We start from the raw sequence: 15,212 nt of genomic DNA on the forward strand, positions 1-15,212 counted from the left end.
TGGTTGGTTTATGGCATTGTCCTAGCAAGCCAGCGGAGCGCGGTAAACTATCCATCCATGTCGGGCGGCCCTCCCATTGGGCTAGCCGTACTGTCAGGGGATAGCAGATGGTATTTAGTCAGAAAGGGCGTAGGCGACCAGGATGGCTGCCAGAAAGATGCCTGTCATGGCAAGCGGTTCCCAATATTCCATGAAGCCAACGGCAACTAAAATCCAGCCGATACCGGCTAGAATCGTTATCGCCTTTATAACGGGCTGCTGGGCAAGGGCAGGGCGGCGCCAGCACATGGAAAGGGCCAGCAGGCCAAAGCTGACCTGTCCCAGTGAAAAGGTGCTGTTCAGGCCATAATAGAGTGTCGTTTCGGGGCTGCTGGGGCGAACGCCGCGCAGATATTGTGAAATCACATCAATGGTGAAATGAAGCAGGCCGATCAGAACCAGCCAGCCATATGCGATTCTTAAAACCACAATCTGCATCGCGCCTTCCTTTGCATGCCAACATCAGATGGCAATCGTTATAGGGCTGCGCGAAAAATCGGGCTTTGCCGATTATCGTTAATTTTTGCCCGATCGTCCGTATCGCGGGCAATAAGGGTGAATCGGGCAGGCGGGGTATGACGGGCATGATCATGATAGGGCAAAGAAAAAGGGACCGAACACAAGGTTCGATCCCTTTTCACATTGGCTCCGGCAGCAGGACTCGAACCTGCGACCCAATGATTAACAGTCATTTGCTCTACCAACTGAGCTATGCCGGATTAGTGGAGGCGCGAGCCGGAATCGAACCGGCGTACAAGGATTTGCAGTCCTCTGCGTGACCACTCCGCCATCGCGCCATCGCGTCGGCAGGGCGGTGTATAGCCCTATAGAATGCAGCCCGTCAAGCACCCAATTTTACATTTTTTGTACAATGACAGGAATTAATGTCAAAAAGCAGCACAGCCGCCAGTTTTTGGCTGGCGGCTGTGGGCTAAATTACGATGTTTGCTAATTTATTTCCGGCTTTGCGGCTGGCGTTCCAGCCATGGGCGCAGAACTTTTTCGCGATCGGGCGATGCGCTGAAATCAAGGTTGGCGACATCTTCACGGCTGTTTTCAACCTCGAATGACAGCGTGATATTCGGGCCATCAATGCGAATGGTACCGCGTGTTCCCGGTTTTACCGGTTTTTGCAGTTTCACCTTACACCCGCCCTTGGAAATATCGATGGTGTGGCCATTGATGGTTTCACCATTCACGCTGACCTGCACACGGGTTTCGATATTAAAGCGCGGATCGCGGCGACGGTTGACTTCCGGCGTTGCCGTACGAACGATACGAACCAGGGTCGCACGCAGTTCGGCAATGCTTTTATCCACTTCGGATGCGATCTGGTTCATGCTTTCGGCACGTTCCAGGTTGCTGTCGGCTTCCTGGGCAACGTCGCTGATTTTTTCGGTCACCTCGTTGGATGCGGTTGCCGTTTCAATAACGTTTCGGGCAATTTCCTGGGTGGCGCTATCCTGCTGGTGAACCGATGTGGCAACATTCGATGCCACCTGGTCGATCCGGCGGATATTTTCACTCATATGCTGAACAGTCGAAACGACCGATCCGGTAACCTGCTGGATCTCACCAATCTGACGGGTGATTTCCTCGGTCGAGCGGGCGGTCTGGTTGGCAAGGTTTTTAACTTCCTGTGCCACCACGGCAAAGCCTTTGCCAGCATCGCCTGCTCGGGCTGCTTCAATCGTTGCATTAAGTGCGAGAAGGTTGGTTTGTGCTGCGATATCGGCAATCAGTTCGGCAACTTCGCCGATGCGATCAACACTATCTTTTAGTGACAAAACAGTGCGTTCTGCCTCAATACCTGAAGTATTGGCTTCAGTGGTGATCGAGGTGGCTTCTTCGATCTGGCGCGAAATTTCGCGAATGGAAGCTGCCAGTTCTTCGGATGCACCCGATACTGTTTCGGCGTTGGCAAGGGCTTCGTGTGCCGCGGCAGCAACGCTTTCGGAATTGGTTGAAACACGCTGCGACGATGCGGCCATGTCGGCGGCAGACGAATTCAACCGTGATGTCTGGTCGATGATAGCTTCAACCACGATCTGCAATTCACGTTCAACGGTTTCTGCAAGATTCTGCAGGGACGAAACACGCTGGGTCTGGGCTTTTTCCTCGTTTTCACGCCGTTCAAGGATGCCATAGGCCAGCTTGGCATGCAGGGCACGCAATTGCTGAATCACGGGTTTGAAATCGGGAACCGATGGTAATTCGATATCGTGTGACAGATTATTATGGGCAATGGCTTCAAAATGATCCTCCATACGCAAAAGGGGCTTGCGCAGTTTGCGAATCATCAGGGTGCCGTACAGGAGCGTTAGCGCAATCGCGATGCCCAGCAACACGATATTGACGGTAATCGCGCTATAGAAATTGCTTTCAGCGCGGGCAACGCGTTCTTCGGTCAGTTCTGTTTGCAGGTTGGCAAGTTCGCCAATAGCGGCCGTCAACGGGTCAATCGTCTGATAAAGCTGCTGTTCGACCAGGGCCTTAAGGGCGGGTTTGTCCTTGGCGCGGAAGCTGTCTTCAAGTTTTTTTGCCAGCGCATCGGCCGATGTCATCATGCCGGTAATTTTGCTGACAATGGTCTGTTCGCGCGGGCCCAGTTCCTGGCTGGAATAGGTGGCAATGTTGCTGTGAATCCGGTCCTGCGCGGCTTCAATGCCTTTCAGGCCTGTATCCCAGTCAAAATTGCCATTATTCACTTTATGCGCGGCATCAACGATGAAAACGGCGTAATCGTCTGACACTTCTTTCAGAAGGTTCAGCGGTTTGACGCGTTTTTCGTAAACATCAACCAGATGGCTTTCGGTATTCTGTTCAGCCCAGATACCAAAGCCGCCAATTGCCGCCATCAAAATAACCATGGAGCCAAAAGCAAGGGTCAGGCTGCCACGAATGCTGGAGATGTAATTTTTAACCCGTGCGCCAAACCCGTCGGGCACGATCTGGCCATCATCAAGCGCGACATTATTGCCGGCATTGTTGCGCAAATCGGCATAGGTTTGCTCGGCTTCACGTTTTTGTTCGACCGTCGGCTTGGTGCGAATGGAAATATAACCAACAACCTTGCCGTCATTGACCACGGGCGTCACATTGGCGCGTACCCAGTAATGGTCACCATTTTTACAGCGGTTTTTAACAATACCCTGCCAGGGGCGACCTGCCTTGATGGTCGACCACAAATTTGCAAAGGCTTCCTTGGGCATGTCGCGATGGCGGACAATATTATGTGCCGACCCGATCAGCTCGCTTTCGGAAAAACCACTGATTTCGACGAAATCCTTGTTAGCAAATACAATCTTGCCACCGGTATCTGTCCGGGAAACAAGAATGCTGCCGTCTTCCATTTCGATTTCGCGGTTTGTTACCGGTCCCGTATCCCGCATAATCCCCTCTGGCGTTGCTGGCGTTAATTCAACTTAGTCTGCTGGTAAATACACAGATACCGCGCGGAAAGATTTGATATATCTTTGTATCGATGCACAAAAGATGATCGATAATTACCCTATCCAATGGTATTATCAATAGCGAATTTTACGGAGCCTTATAAGGTGAGTACTTCTTTTGATTGCAGTGAAAACCGGGATAGGACGGCTACGTTTAAACAAGTCTAAGTCCAAGAGAATACGTGATTTTGCGCGAAAATCCATATCTGATATGCGCGATTGCACCATGAACCTTTAATGCGGTGTTTCTAATATTGCCTGTGCTTATCGGGTATCCTGGCGGTCTTATATGGCTGGATGAGGCGGATAGGGGGCTATGATGGTGTCAGCAGGCGGGATTCGCAGGCGGGATAGGGTTGAAAAACGTAAAATCGGGGCTGTTACGCCGCGCCGCAGCAATTTCCAATGTTGTCAGGCGCCCGCGGGCTGATTATAAACGTCTCACCTCGTCAGGCCCTTCGGCTGTTATGCCGCCGGGGCCATAGTGCATTTCTTGCGGGAATTTCAGGTCAGATATGATGGATTATCAAGTCGCGCGCCACAACATGGTGGAAAATCAGGTTCGTGCCAACAAGGTTACCGATCCTATGGTCATCGCAGCGATGGAAGAGGTCCCGCGCGAGCTGTTCTTGCCGGAAAGCAAACGCGGCGTTGCCTATGTTGACGAAGACATTGCCATTGGCAATGGCCGTTATGCCGTCGAGCCGATGGTTATTGCCCGTCTGATGCAGTTGGCCGAAATCGCCACGACCGATGTCGCCCTGGTGATCGGTGCCGGTTATGGTTATTCCAGCGCATTGCTTTCGCGTGTTGCGGAAACCGTTGTCGCGATCGAGCAGGACGGTGCCATGGCGCAGGCCGCGGAAAAGATCATGCAGCAGAACAACTATGACAATGTCATCGTTGTAGAAGGGGATGCCGTTGCCGGTTATCCGAAACAGTCACCTTACAATGTCATCATGTTTGACGGTGCAGTTGCCGAGGTTCCCGAAGCAATTCTTGCACAGCTTGCCGAAGGTGGCCGTCTTCTGGCTGTGGTGCGCGAAGCCGACAAGGTTGGCGTTGCCCGCCTTTACGAACGTGAACATGGCGTTATTGGCCATCGTGACCTGTTTGATGCCTATGTTCCTTACCTGCCTGGTTTTGAACCGGTCGAAAGTTTTGTATTCTAATTTACAGCGCTGAATGCGGGTCCGGTATCGGTGTGCCGATATCGGAACGCATCGTTGTGTTATTTGTTATTGCAAGGTCTGTCGCAATTGGACATGGTCCGGGATATTTCCTGTCAGGAAGTCGCAAGTATGATCGAAACTTCGGTTCCGTTCACGCTTGTTGATGTACGTGAGGCATGGGAACTGGAAATCTGTTCGATTGAAGGGGCCCTGCATATTCCGCTTGGCGATATTGCCCGCCGGTTTGACGAGATTGATACCAGCAAGCCAGTCGCACTTTTGTGCCATCATGGTGTGCGCAGCCGACATGCTGCGATGTTTCTGGTATCAAGGGGGATGACCGACATTTTCAATATTGCCGGTGGTATCGAAAAGTGGGCTTTGGATATCGCGCCGGAAATGTCACGATACGAATGACGGAAATGTACGAATTCGGTTAAATGAAGGGAAAATTGGAAATTTTACTTCCAACTGCCTCTTTTTTTAGACATTTTTATTGGCAACGTTACCATATCGGAACTGCGCTGGGGTCGGGACTTGGTGTAGGACTTTGACAAGGGTGTATAAATGATAAAACGGTTCTTGCTCACCTGTAGCATTCTGGCGACTGCCGGTGTGATCTCTACGGGGGCGTCTGCTGAAACCCTCGATGATGCGCTTGCCAAAGCATATCAGAGCAATCCGACCCTGGAAGCCGGACGGGCACAATTGCGTGCGACCGATGAAGAAATCTCCCAGGCTCTTTCCAATTGGCGTCCTACTGTTCAGTTGAACGGCAGTGCCGGTATTCGCAAGCTTGACGTCGATACCGACCAGGCCGCGACGACCCGCGATTCGACGCTGAACCCCTATGAGGTCGGTCTGAATGTCAGCCAGCCGCTTTATCGTGGCGGCCGGACCGAAGCTGAAACCGAACGGGCCGATGCGCGCATCAAATCGCAGCGTGCAGGTCTTCGTTCGACGGAACAGACAGTATTTTTGAATGTTGCCACGGCTTATTTCAACGTTCTGCGGGATACCGCCGTTGTTGAACTCAACCAGAACAACATTCGCGTTCTTGAGCGCCAGCTTGAAGCAACCCGTGACCGTTTCTCGGTGGGTGAAGTTACCCGTACCGACGTTTCGCAGGGTGAAGCCCGCCTTGCCGGCGCCAAGGCCGACTTGATCGCAGCCCAGGGTACGCTTGCAAATACCCGTGCGGTATATGAACGCCTTGTTGGCAATGCCCCGACCGATCTGAAAATTCCGGATCCGCTCGGTGGTCTGCCGACCAGCGTCAAGCAGGTGATTGAAACCGCCAGTGCCCAGCACCCCGATGTTCTGCAGGCGCAGTTCTCGGAAGATGCTGCACATGACGATATCCGACTGAGCGAAGGTGCCCTTTATCCGGTCGTCAGCCTGAGCGCGGGCGTTTCGCGCAGCAGCGAGGCGTCTTCGGAAGACACCACGACCGATACGGCCGAAGTTCTGGCCGAAGTAACGGTTCCGATCTATCAGCAGGGTGCGGAATATTCCAGCATCCGCGCAGCCAAGCAGACAGCCGGTCAGGCCCGTCTGGTTGTGGATCAGACCCGTCGTGAAGTTATCGAAAGCGCAACCAGCGCTTGGGAAAATCTTGTAACGGCACGTGCCAGCATCGAAAGCCAGCAGGCTGAAGTTTCGGCTGCTGAAGTTGCTCTTGATGGTGTTCAGCGCGAAGCGTCTGTTGGTTCGCGTACCGTTCTTGACGTTCTTGACCAGGAACAGGAACTGCTGCAGGCACGTGTGTCGCTGGTGCAGTCACGCCGTGATGCCGCAGTTGCCGAATTCCAGGTTAAAGCCGCAATTGGCGCCCTGAACGCACAAGTTCTTGGTTTGCCGGTTGAAATTTACGATGTCGAACAGAACTATAATAAAGTTAAGGATCAATTGTGGGGATCTGATTGATCTGGAAGTGCCAACACCGGCCCTGGACGGGAAGGGGGCCGGATAATCGACCGGACCAGTTCGGTGATTATTTTTTAGCGCGGAAGAAAACCAATGAGTGATGGGCAACAGGAACCTTCAATGGAGGACATCCTTCAGTCTATCCGCAAAATTCTTGCGGATGAGGGTGAGGATGAGAAAAAGGAACCGGCAAAACCAAAGCCGGCACCGGCCCCGGAGCCTGAACCTGAGCCAGAGGTTTTTGACGAGCCGGAAGATGACTTCGACGAACTGGTTCTGGAAGATGAACCAGAAGAGCTGGTGCTTGACGACGACGAACCGGAACCTCTTGATCTTGACGATGATGAAGAGGAAATGGAACTTGAGCCGGAAGGTATGGACCTTGACGACATGCTTGATTTTGAAGAGCAGGTCGAAGATGAGCCGGAACCCGAGCCCGAACCCATTGCCGAAGAACCGCGTCGTCCGATGCCCGCTTTTTACGAGCAGGAAGATGATGACGAACCTGCCCTGATTTCGGGCATGACGGAATCCTCGGCTGCTGGCAGCATGACCGAACTTGCTCAGGCGGTTGCGCGCAAACGCGCCATCGGGCTCGGGATCAATGCCGGCCACGCCACACTGGAAGATCTGGTGCGCGATATGTTGCGCCCGATTTTGAAAGAGTGGCTGGACGAGAATTTGCCCTATATGATCGAGCGCCTTGTGAAAAAGGAAATCGAGCGGATTGTGAGCCGCGCCGAAGACCTTTAGGCGAGCCGATGAACAACAGACAGCGGCGCGCCTTTGGTGCGCCGCTTTTTTTTCTTTTATCAATAAAACCCGCAGCGGATCAGAAAGACAATGTTGGATAAGACCTACAGCCCGGCCGACGTGGAAAGCAAACTCTACGAAAAATGGGAAAAATCCGGGGCCTTTGCCGCCCATCCGGAAAGCAAAGAAAATCCCTATGTCATTATGATGCCGCCGCCCAACGTGACCGGTAGCCTGCATATGGGCCATGCCCTGACATTTACCCTGCAGGACATTCTGGTGCGTTATAACCGCATGAGCGGCAAGGACACCCTGTGGCAGCCCGGCACCGACCATGCCGGTATCGCAACCCAGATGGTGGTTGAGCGCCAGCTGGGTGCCCAGAACGTCACCCGTCATGACCTTGGACGTGAAAAATTCGTCGAAAAGGTTTGGGAATGGAAAGAACAGTCCGGCGGGACCATTACCAACCAGTTGCGCCATCTTGGCGCGTCGCCCGATTGGCCGCGTGAACGTTTTACGATGGATGAAGGCCTTTCATCGGCTGTTCGCAAGGTGTTTGTCACCCTGCATAAACAGGGCCTGATCTATCGTGACAAGCGTCTGGTAAACTGGGACCCCAAGCTTCTGACCGCAATTTCTGACCTTGAAGTTGTACAGAAAGAGGTCAAAGGCCATTTCTGGCATTTCAAATATCCGATTGAAGGCCGCGAGGGTGAATTCATCACCGTGGCAACTACCCGCCCGGAAACCATGCTGGGCGATACGGCGGTTGCTGTTCACCCCGATGATGAACGTTATACCGATCTGGTTGGAAAATATTGCATTCTTCCGATCGTTGGGCGTCGTATCCGCATTGTGGCCGATGAATATGCTGATCCGGAAAAAGGTTCGGGTGCTGTTAAAATCACCCCGGCGCATGACTTCAATGACTTTGAAGTGGGACAGCGCAATGACCTTGAAAAGATCAACATCCTCGATGATAACGCCTGCATTAACGATAATGCACCAGAAGAATATCGTGGTCTTGACCGCTTCAAGGCGCGTGAACTGATCATCGCGAAAATGGAAGAACTCGGTCTTGTCGAAAAGATCGAGGAAACCGTTCACATGGTTCCCTATGGTGATCGTTCCAACGTTGTCATCGAACCCTATCTGACCGATCAGTGGTTTGTGAATGCAGCGGTGCTGGCGAAACCGGCGACCGAAGCAGTTGAAGATGGCCGTATCCGTTTTGTCCCGAAAAACTGGGAAAACACCTATTATGAATGGATGCGCAACATCCAGCCCTGGTGTATTTCACGCCAGCTTTGGTGGGGGCATCGTATTCCGGCGTGGTTTGGTCCGGATGGCACCATCTTTGTTGAAGAAACCGAAGAAGAAGCCTTCGCTGCGGCCAAAGCCCATTATGGCAAGGATGTCGCGCTTGATCAGGAAACGGATGTTCTTGATACCTGGTTTTCATCGGCATTGTGGCCGTTCTCGACCCTTGGCTGGCCGGAAAACACCCCGGAACTGGGCAAATACTATCCGGGTGATGTGCTGGTTACCGGTTTTGACATTATTTTCTTCTGGGTTGCCCGGATGATCATGATGGGCATGCATTTCATGGACGGGCAGGTGCCATTCCGTGACATTTACATTCATGCCCTGGTCCGTGACGAACACGGGCAGAAAATGTCAAAATCCAAGGGTAACGTCATCGATCCGCTGGATCTGATTTCGGAATATGGCTGCGACGCGCTGCGCATGACCCTGACCGCACTTGCAGCCCAGGGCCGTGATATTAAGCTGGCGACCTCGCGCGTTGAAGGTTACCGCAATTTCGCGACCAAAATCTGGAATGCGGCGCGTTTCTGCGAAATGAATGAATGCCAGGTGGTTGATGGTTTTGACCCCAAATCGGTCAAAACCACGTTGAACCGCTGGATCGTTGGCAAAGTCGCTGAAGCAGCCAAAACCGTTTCAACCGCCATTGAAAACTATCGTTTCAATGATGCGGCAGGCGGGGCATATCAGTTTGTCTGGGGCACCTTCTGTGATTGGTATCTGGAACTGGCAAAGCCTGTTTTCATGGGAGATGACGCCGATGCCAAGGCTGAAACCCGTGCGACTGCGGCCTGGGTTCTGGATCAGATTTTGCTGATCCTGCATCCTGTCATGCCGTTCATCACCGAAGAACTTTGGGCGCAGACCAGTGATAAACACACAGGCCTTCTGATGTCGCAGGCATGGCCGGTTCTGGGTGATGATCTGATCGACACCAGCGTTGAATCGGAAATGGATCTCGCACTGCGTTTGATCGGCAATATCCGTGGTGTTCGTTCGGAAATGAATGTTCCGCCATCTGCCGAAGTGCCGATTTATCTGGTGGAAGCATCGGATGCCATGAAGGCGGCAATCACTGCGCAGGAAGCCCAGGTTAAACGTCTGGCGCGTGTTGCCAGCATCAATCTGGTTGGTCAGGACCAGGTCGAAACCGTTGCCAAGGGAGCGATCCAGACCGTTGTTGATGGTGTACCGGTTTTCGTTTCGGTTGCTGATTTCATTGACGTTGCGGCTGAAAAGTCCCGTCTTGAAAAGGAAATCGACAAGATCGGCAAATATATCAAGGCACAGGAAGGCAAGCTTTCCAATGAACGCTTTGTCAGCCGCGCGCCCGAAGAGATTGTCGCTGCTGAAAAAGCCAAACTGGAAGAAGCCCGCAATACGCTTGGCAAGCTTCAGGAAGGTTACGACCGTATTGCTGCCATGTAAGGTTGTGACAGGTCAGATTTGATTTGAAAAAGGGGTGCGGGATTATGCCGTGCCCCTTTTTTGTTTCTGGCAATATGGCGGGAATCGCATAAATTGGCGCCCTGAATATCGCGCAGGAGACATGACATGCCGCTTTCCCGTTTGCCATCGCCCCCGTATTACGCCGTTATTTTTGCATCGGTCCGCACCGATGAAGATGATGAAGGTTATGGCATTACGGCCACGGAAATGAGCCATCTTGCAGCAGAGCAGGAAGGGTATTTAGGCCAGGATTCCACGGCACGCGATGGTGAAGGCATGGGCATTACCGTTTCCTACTGGCGTGATGAGGCATCGATCCATGCCTGGAAAAAGCAGCTTGATCACACCGCTGCGCGCAATATGGGCCGCGAGAAATGGTATAAAAGCTATACGCTGCGTGTCGCCCGCGTTGAACGCGCCTATGATTTTGACCGGCCGGAACAGGCCTGATGCGCGCGGTTGAACATCCCTTTATCGAGCCGGAAGAAGCCTTTTTCGCTTTCGCAGGTTTGCCGGGCTGCCATTTCCTTGATTCTGGCGGTGATAGCGGCTTTTCCTATATTGCCGTTCATCCCGTACATGTCATCTCGGCGCGTGATGGTGTGGTATGCGTTGATGATCAGCCTATCGATACTGCGCCCTTTGCGGCTATCCGCGAAATGCTTGCCAGATACCAGATCCCCCATGATCCGACCTTGCCGCCATTTCAGGGCGGGCTGGTTGGCTATTTTGGCTATGACCTGTGCCAGCAGCTTGAAAAGCTGCCAGTCCCCAATGCTGATTTCCTGAACATCCCGGACATGTTGGCGGGCATTTATGATGTGGTGATATCATTCAACCTTGCCGCACGTCGTATGTGGATCATCGCGCATGGCCTGGATGATCAGACCGATACTGCATCTGATGTGCGTGCGCAGACGCAAATATTTGATATCGAGTGTAAGCTGGCCGATGTGCAGGGCCAGGGCGATTGCAATGATGATCGGCCGCTACCCACTGCGCCGGAAGCACCGACAATAACCGCCTGGCAGTCTAATTTTGATCGTGCGGGATATGAAACCGCTGTTGGTCAGGTAAAGGACTATATTTTCGCGGGCGATATTTTTCAGGCAAACCTGTCACAGCGCTTTTCGGCGGAATATGAGACTGGGCAGCTTGCGGACCGTTTTGGGCTTTATCGGCGGTTACGGCACCTAAGCCCGGCGCCATTCGGGGCCTTTTTGAATTTTGGTGATGTTGCAATTCTGTCTAACTCGCCCGAGCGGTTTTTACAGGTCGACGAAACCGGGGCTGTTGAAACCAAGCCGATCAAGGGCACGCGCCCGCGTGGTAAAACCCCGGTTGAAGACGCCTCCTTTGCCCAGGATTTGCTGGTGTCTGAAAAGGACAGGGCAGAAAATGTGATGATCGTGGATTTGCTGCGCAATGATTTATCACGCGTTTGCAAGCCGCATTCCGTTATCGCCGATCCGATTTGCGATCTCGAAAGCTTTGCCAATGTCCATCATCTGGTTTCAACGGTGAAAGGGCAGCTTGAAGATGGCCAAACCGCGATAGACCTTTTGATGGCCTGTTTTCCCGGTGGTTCTATTACCGGCGCACCGAAAATTCGGGCGATGGCGATTATCACCGAACTGGAGCAAACCCGGCGCGGGGCCTATTGCGGGGCAATCGGGTTTATCGGCTTTGATGGGGTGATGGATACCAACATCGCCATCAGAACGCTGGCAATTCACCGCGGCAGGGTGGCCTTTAATGCTGGTGGTGGTATCGTTGCCGATAGTGACCCGGCAGCAGAATATGATGAAACCCTGGCCAAAGCAGCAAAACTAATGGCAGCCCTTGGAATATCATTTGATGGCCAATAGGGCCGCATGTGGCGTTCCGAATGCCGGTAAAAATTCACGCATATTGAAGATCATGCTGCAAAGTAATGGAAATCGTTCGTGATTTTATTGATCGATAATTACGATTCGTTCGTTTTTAACCTGGCCCGTTATGTGCGGGAATTGGGGCGCGAGGTAATGGTCATTCGTAATGATGCCATCGACGCGGCAGCCATTCGTACACTGGCGCCGGAGGCCGTTATTTTATCGCCAGGGCCTTGTGCGCCAGATCAGGCCGGTCAATGCCTTAATATCGTGCGTGATTGTAGTGCTGATTTTCCCATACTTGGTGTATGTCTGGGACATCAGGTGATTGCGCAGGTTTTTGGCGGGCGAATTGCCCGTGCCAAACGGCCGCTTCATGGCAAAACCACACCGATCACGCATAATGCCACAGGCCTTTTCAAGGGCCTGCCAAGCCCATTGACGGTCACCCGCTATCATTCCTTGATTGCCGATTTTCCCGCTGGCAGCATCTCACTGGAAATAACGGCCCAAAGCCCTGATGGCGAGGTAATGGCGCTGGCCCATCAAAACTTGCCAGTTCATGCTGTGCAGTTTCACCCCGAAGCGGTTTTAACCGAATACGGGCATGATCTGTTGGCGAATTTTCTGGGCATTGCAGATGCGTTTAATGCCGCAAAACCCGATGATGATGCGGGCCGGTTTGCCATTACCCAGGCAGGTGTTTGATGATGTGGTTGAACGGACAGTTCGTTGCTGAAAATGATGCCGCAATTTCGGTGCAGGATCGCGGGTTTCTGCTGGGTGATGGGCTTTTTGAAACCATGTGTGCGACGAATGGCAAAGTTAAATGGCTATCGCGACACATTAACAGACTATCGCAATCAATTGAAAAATTGGGTGAATTTTCGGGATCTGTGCCAGGTCAGGCAGAGCTTGCTGATATCATCGCGCATTTGTGTCAGGATATCGTGACGCCACATGCGGTGATCCGGTTAACGGTTTCACGCGGGCAGGGTGGTTTGGGGTTGATGCCCGGCGGCGTAATGGATGGGGTGGTTCTAATCACTGCCAAGCCGTTTGATATGGCAAAGGGTGCCGGACCGTTATCATTAAGTGTATCGGCCCGTATCCGTCGCAATCCGTGGTCGGTTGCAAGTCGTATAAAAAGCCTGAACTATCTTGATAATATTGCAGCACGTCAGGAAGCCGCCCTTCATGGTGCCGAAGACGCCCTGATCCTGACGCAGGACGGGTTTGTTGGTGAAACGACAATTGCCAATATTTTTACCTTGCGGGGGCGTGTTTTACAAACTGTGGGCGATAAAAGTGGCATTTTCGCCGGACTGGCACGGGGCGAGATCATTGATTGGGCGCAAAGCATTGATCTTGCGATCTGTTATGATCCGCTGTCGATTGCGGAACTTTCGCAGGCGGATGTGGTTTTTGTCTGTAATGCGCTGCGCGGTGCGCGCCTGGTTCGTGAAATTGACGGACAGGTTTTGGCACCGTCCCAAAACGGTTTGGAAATATACAATAAGATTGCAAAGCATCTTGAAAACAGCATCAGAGGTGGCAGCTAAAGAACCACAAGACTGCCCTGTCTGTTTTCAAAAAGGGTGAGAGTAGGGAGACGATGACCGAAAACGGCAAACTAAAAGAAATTCCGGCAGCCCGCCTGCTGGAGCTTTTGAAGAAGAATGATCAGTCTGGCAAAAAGCTGTTTGTCGGTCTGCTGGATGTGCCAGCATCCCTGCGGTTGTTATCCGAGGATTATGCCGTTCTGATGCGCGAAGGGTTTCGCCTGCTGCCGGAAAAAACCCAGCAATACAAACTTGAAAACGGCATGGTCGCCTTTGTCCGCCTGGGGCGTGGTTTTGGCAATGCCGACCCGTTTGTTGATAGCATTTCTGCAATGTTGCAGCAGGTCATTACCCGGCAGGGCCTGGGTGCCTTGCCAGATGATTTGTGGAACGAATTTCGCTGGCCCGATGATGACGCCAGGCTGCAAACCGCGCTGCGGATCAGCGAAAAAGATTCGCTGCTGCCGACAGGCAAAAAGAAAATCGATTTCGCCAATATGTTAAAGGCCGCGATTTCAAGCGAAGCGGTTTATGATTCCTGCCGTCGCCAGGCCATTCTGGAAATTCGAGACAGCCAGCGCGAAATTATCGGGCATGAGCTTTATTGCTCGCTCGATTTTTTGCGGCATAACCATCTTGCCAGCTTCCAGCTTGAAGGGGCCGGTGAAATCGAAATTCTGTCGCGTGTTCTTGATGAAAAGGTCATGGCCCTGACCGAGCAGCTTGCCCCGCGCATTTTGCCCGATGTGCTGCATCTGAATATGCAGGTTCAAACCATCTTTTCCGATGCTTTCACCAGTTTCCTTGATAGCGGTGACAGCCGTTTTGCCCGCAATCTTGCCATTGAAGTATCGCTGGAAAACGCGATTGCCGATTGGTGGGAATTCGAGGATGCCTGCAAATTGCTGCAATCTGCCGGTGTTCGTGTGGGGCTGGATCGGATCACACTGCCCGCGCTGGAATTTCTTTCGCCGCGTAAAATCAAGGTCGATTTCGTCAAGGTGATCTGGGATCAGAATATCATCGGGTCGAAACGCTCGACCGTGGCGGAACGCCTGCGAGAATTTGCGACCGTGCTGGGCAACCGTAACCTGATCCTGACCCGCTGCGATAGCCGTACAGCGGTGCGCATGGGCCGCAGCCTGGGGGTGGATGCGTTTCAGGGAAGTTACGTTGATGCCCTGTTAGGCAAACATCTGGCCGAAGATTGCGATTCTCCGCATGCAGCAGGGAACGAACGGCGTTGTGCAGTTTGCCAATGGGCCCCACGCGAAACCGAAAGCAATGGCTGCAGTTTTCATTTTCGGGCAGGCAAGGTATTGCCGCCGCTTTAACCGCACTTGCGCAACAATGACGATTGGTAAAAGTCGGTTAGTGCCGTTTACGCAACAATTTGTTGGCAAGGTTTGAACTTGCCAAGATTGTCTTAATTCCCTACTGTCACGCCATCGGCCAGTTGTTGGCCGGTATGTCGTTATTAAACGGCGCTTATTCTCAGGGCAGGGTGTAATTCCTGACCGGCGGTAACCCCAAAAGGGAAGCCCGCGAGCGCTTGGCGGTTTATCTGTCAGGGTCAGCAGATCTGGTGTAATTCCAGGGCCGACGGTAATAGTCCGGATGGGAGAGGATAAAGCGTGGCAAGGCAGAAAGGGCGAATTT

12 protein-coding genes, 2 tRNA genes and 1 riboswitch are annotated in these 15,212 nt (G+C 52.6%); of the genes, 10 read left to right on the forward strand and 4 right to left on the reverse strand.

Annotated elements, in window-relative coordinates; all coding sequences use genetic code 11:
* Nucleotides 1-114: 114 nt before the first annotated feature.
* From CSC3H3_RS09060 to CSC3H3_RS09075, 4 genes are all read right to left on the reverse strand, one after another.
* Nucleotides 115-477 (reverse strand): hypothetical protein, encoded by a 363-nt coding sequence (locus tag CSC3H3_RS09060; RefSeq protein ID WP_101284628.1) that lies wholly within the window; start codon nucleotides 475-477, stop codon nucleotides 115-117.
* A gap of 205 nt (nucleotides 478-682) precedes the next feature.
* A tRNA-Asn gene (locus CSC3H3_RS09065) sits at nucleotides 683-758 on the reverse strand.
* Between the two features lie 4 nt (nucleotides 759-762).
* Nucleotides 763-836, reverse strand: a tRNA-Cys gene (locus CSC3H3_RS09070).
* A gap of 156 nt (nucleotides 837-992) precedes the next feature.
* Entirely contained in the window at nucleotides 993-3,431 is a 2,439-nt protein-coding gene (locus CSC3H3_RS09075) for a methyl-accepting chemotaxis protein (RefSeq protein WP_101284629.1), read from the reverse strand.
* A gap of 578 nt (nucleotides 3,432-4,009) precedes the next feature.
* Between CSC3H3_RS09075 and CSC3H3_RS09080 the strand changes: the two genes are divergently transcribed.
* The 10 genes from CSC3H3_RS09080 (at nucleotide 4,010) to CSC3H3_RS09125 (ending at nucleotide 14,887) form a co-directional block, all read left to right on the forward strand.
* A complete protein-coding gene (locus tag CSC3H3_RS09080; protein WP_101265850.1) occupies nucleotides 4,010-4,663 on the forward strand; it encodes a protein-L-isoaspartate O-methyltransferase family protein in 654 nt (217 codons plus the stop codon).
* 93 nt (nucleotides 4,664-4,756) lie between these two features.
* Nucleotides 4,757-5,080, forward strand: a complete 324-nt coding sequence (locus tag CSC3H3_RS09085) for a rhodanese-like domain-containing protein (RefSeq protein WP_101265848.1) — start codon at nucleotides 4,757-4,759, stop codon at nucleotides 5,078-5,080.
* Nucleotides 5,081-5,230: 150 nt separating this feature from the next.
* Complete coding sequence (locus tag CSC3H3_RS09090) at nucleotides 5,231-6,589, forward strand: TolC family outer membrane protein (protein WP_101284630.1); 1,359 nt, start codon at nucleotides 5,231-5,233, stop codon at nucleotides 6,587-6,589.
* Nucleotides 6,590-6,709: 120 nt separating this feature from the next.
* Entirely contained in the window at nucleotides 6,710-7,342 is a 633-nt protein-coding gene (locus CSC3H3_RS09095) for a DUF2497 domain-containing protein (protein WP_101284631.1), read from the forward strand.
* Between the two features lie 90 nt (nucleotides 7,343-7,432).
* Nucleotides 7,433-10,099 (forward strand): valine--tRNA ligase, encoded by a 2,667-nt coding sequence (locus CSC3H3_RS09100; protein WP_101284632.1) that lies wholly within the window; start codon nucleotides 7,433-7,435, stop codon nucleotides 10,097-10,099.
* Nucleotides 10,100-10,225: 126 nt separating this feature from the next.
* A complete protein-coding gene (locus CSC3H3_RS09105) occupies nucleotides 10,226-10,570 on the forward strand; it encodes an antibiotic biosynthesis monooxygenase family protein (protein ID WP_101284633.1) in 345 nt (114 codons plus the stop codon).
* Nucleotides 10,570-11,988: an aminodeoxychorismate synthase component I gene (gene pabB / locus CSC3H3_RS09110; protein ID WP_101284634.1), complete on the forward strand. Its 1,419-nt coding sequence runs from the start codon at nucleotides 10,570-10,572 to the stop codon at nucleotides 11,986-11,988. Before CSC3H3_RS09105 ends, pabB begins: the two co-directional genes overlap by 1 nt.
* Before the next feature lie 78 nt (nucleotides 11,989-12,066).
* Nucleotides 12,067-12,699 carry an anthranilate synthase component II gene (locus CSC3H3_RS09115; RefSeq protein ID WP_101284635.1) on the forward strand — a complete coding sequence of 211 codons (633 nt, stop codon included), beginning with the start codon at nucleotides 12,067-12,069 and terminating at the stop codon, nucleotides 12,697-12,699.
* Entirely contained in the window at nucleotides 12,699-13,553 is an 855-nt protein-coding gene (locus tag CSC3H3_RS09120) for an aminotransferase class IV (RefSeq protein ID WP_101284636.1), read from the forward strand. Before CSC3H3_RS09115 ends, CSC3H3_RS09120 begins: the two co-directional genes overlap by 1 nt.
* Before the next feature lie 53 nt (nucleotides 13,554-13,606).
* Entirely contained in the window at nucleotides 13,607-14,887 is a 1,281-nt protein-coding gene (locus tag CSC3H3_RS09125) for an EAL domain-containing protein (RefSeq protein ID WP_101284637.1), read from the forward strand.
* Between the two features lie 152 nt (nucleotides 14,888-15,039).
* Nucleotides 15,040-15,186, forward strand: a riboswitch (FMN riboswitch).
* The last annotated feature ends 26 nt before the right edge of the window (nucleotides 15,187-15,212 follow it).

Origin of the sequence: Thalassospira marina, assembly GCF_002844375.1 — a bacterium.
In the GTDB taxonomy this organism is placed as follows: domain Bacteria; phylum Pseudomonadota; class Alphaproteobacteria; order Rhodospirillales; family Thalassospiraceae; genus Thalassospira; species Thalassospira marina.

Coding starts and splice junctions, on each gene's coding strand:
- CSC3H3_RS09060 (WP_101284628.1), bottom strand. CDS start 477: ATGCAGATTGTGGTTTTAAGAATCGCATATGGCTGGCTGGTTCTGATC.
- CSC3H3_RS09075 (WP_101284629.1), bottom strand. CDS start 3,431: ATGCGGGATACGGGACCGGTAACAAACCGCGAAATCGAAATGGAAGAC.
- CSC3H3_RS09080 (WP_101265850.1), top strand. CDS start 4,010: ATGGATTATCAAGTCGCGCGCCACAACATGGTGGAAAATCAGGTTCGT.
- CSC3H3_RS09085 (WP_101265848.1), top strand. CDS start 4,757: ATGGTCCGGGATATTTCCTGTCAGGAAGTCGCAAGTATGATCGAAACT.
- CSC3H3_RS09090 (WP_101284630.1), top strand. CDS start 5,231: ATGATAAAACGGTTCTTGCTCACCTGTAGCATTCTGGCGACTGCCGGT.
- CSC3H3_RS09095 (WP_101284631.1), top strand. CDS start 6,710: ATGGAGGACATCCTTCAGTCTATCCGCAAAATTCTTGCGGATGAGGGT.
- CSC3H3_RS09100 (WP_101284632.1), top strand. CDS start 7,433: ATGTTGGATAAGACCTACAGCCCGGCCGACGTGGAAAGCAAACTCTAC.
- CSC3H3_RS09105 (WP_101284633.1), top strand. CDS start 10,226: ATGCCGCTTTCCCGTTTGCCATCGCCCCCGTATTACGCCGTTATTTTT.
- pabB (WP_101284634.1), top strand. CDS start 10,570: ATGCGCGCGGTTGAACATCCCTTTATCGAGCCGGAAGAAGCCTTTTTC.
- CSC3H3_RS09120 (WP_101284636.1), top strand. CDS start 12,699: ATGATGTGGTTGAACGGACAGTTCGTTGCTGAAAATGATGCCGCAATT.
- CSC3H3_RS09125 (WP_101284637.1), top strand. CDS start 13,607: ATGACCGAAAACGGCAAACTAAAAGAAATTCCGGCAGCCCGCCTGCTG.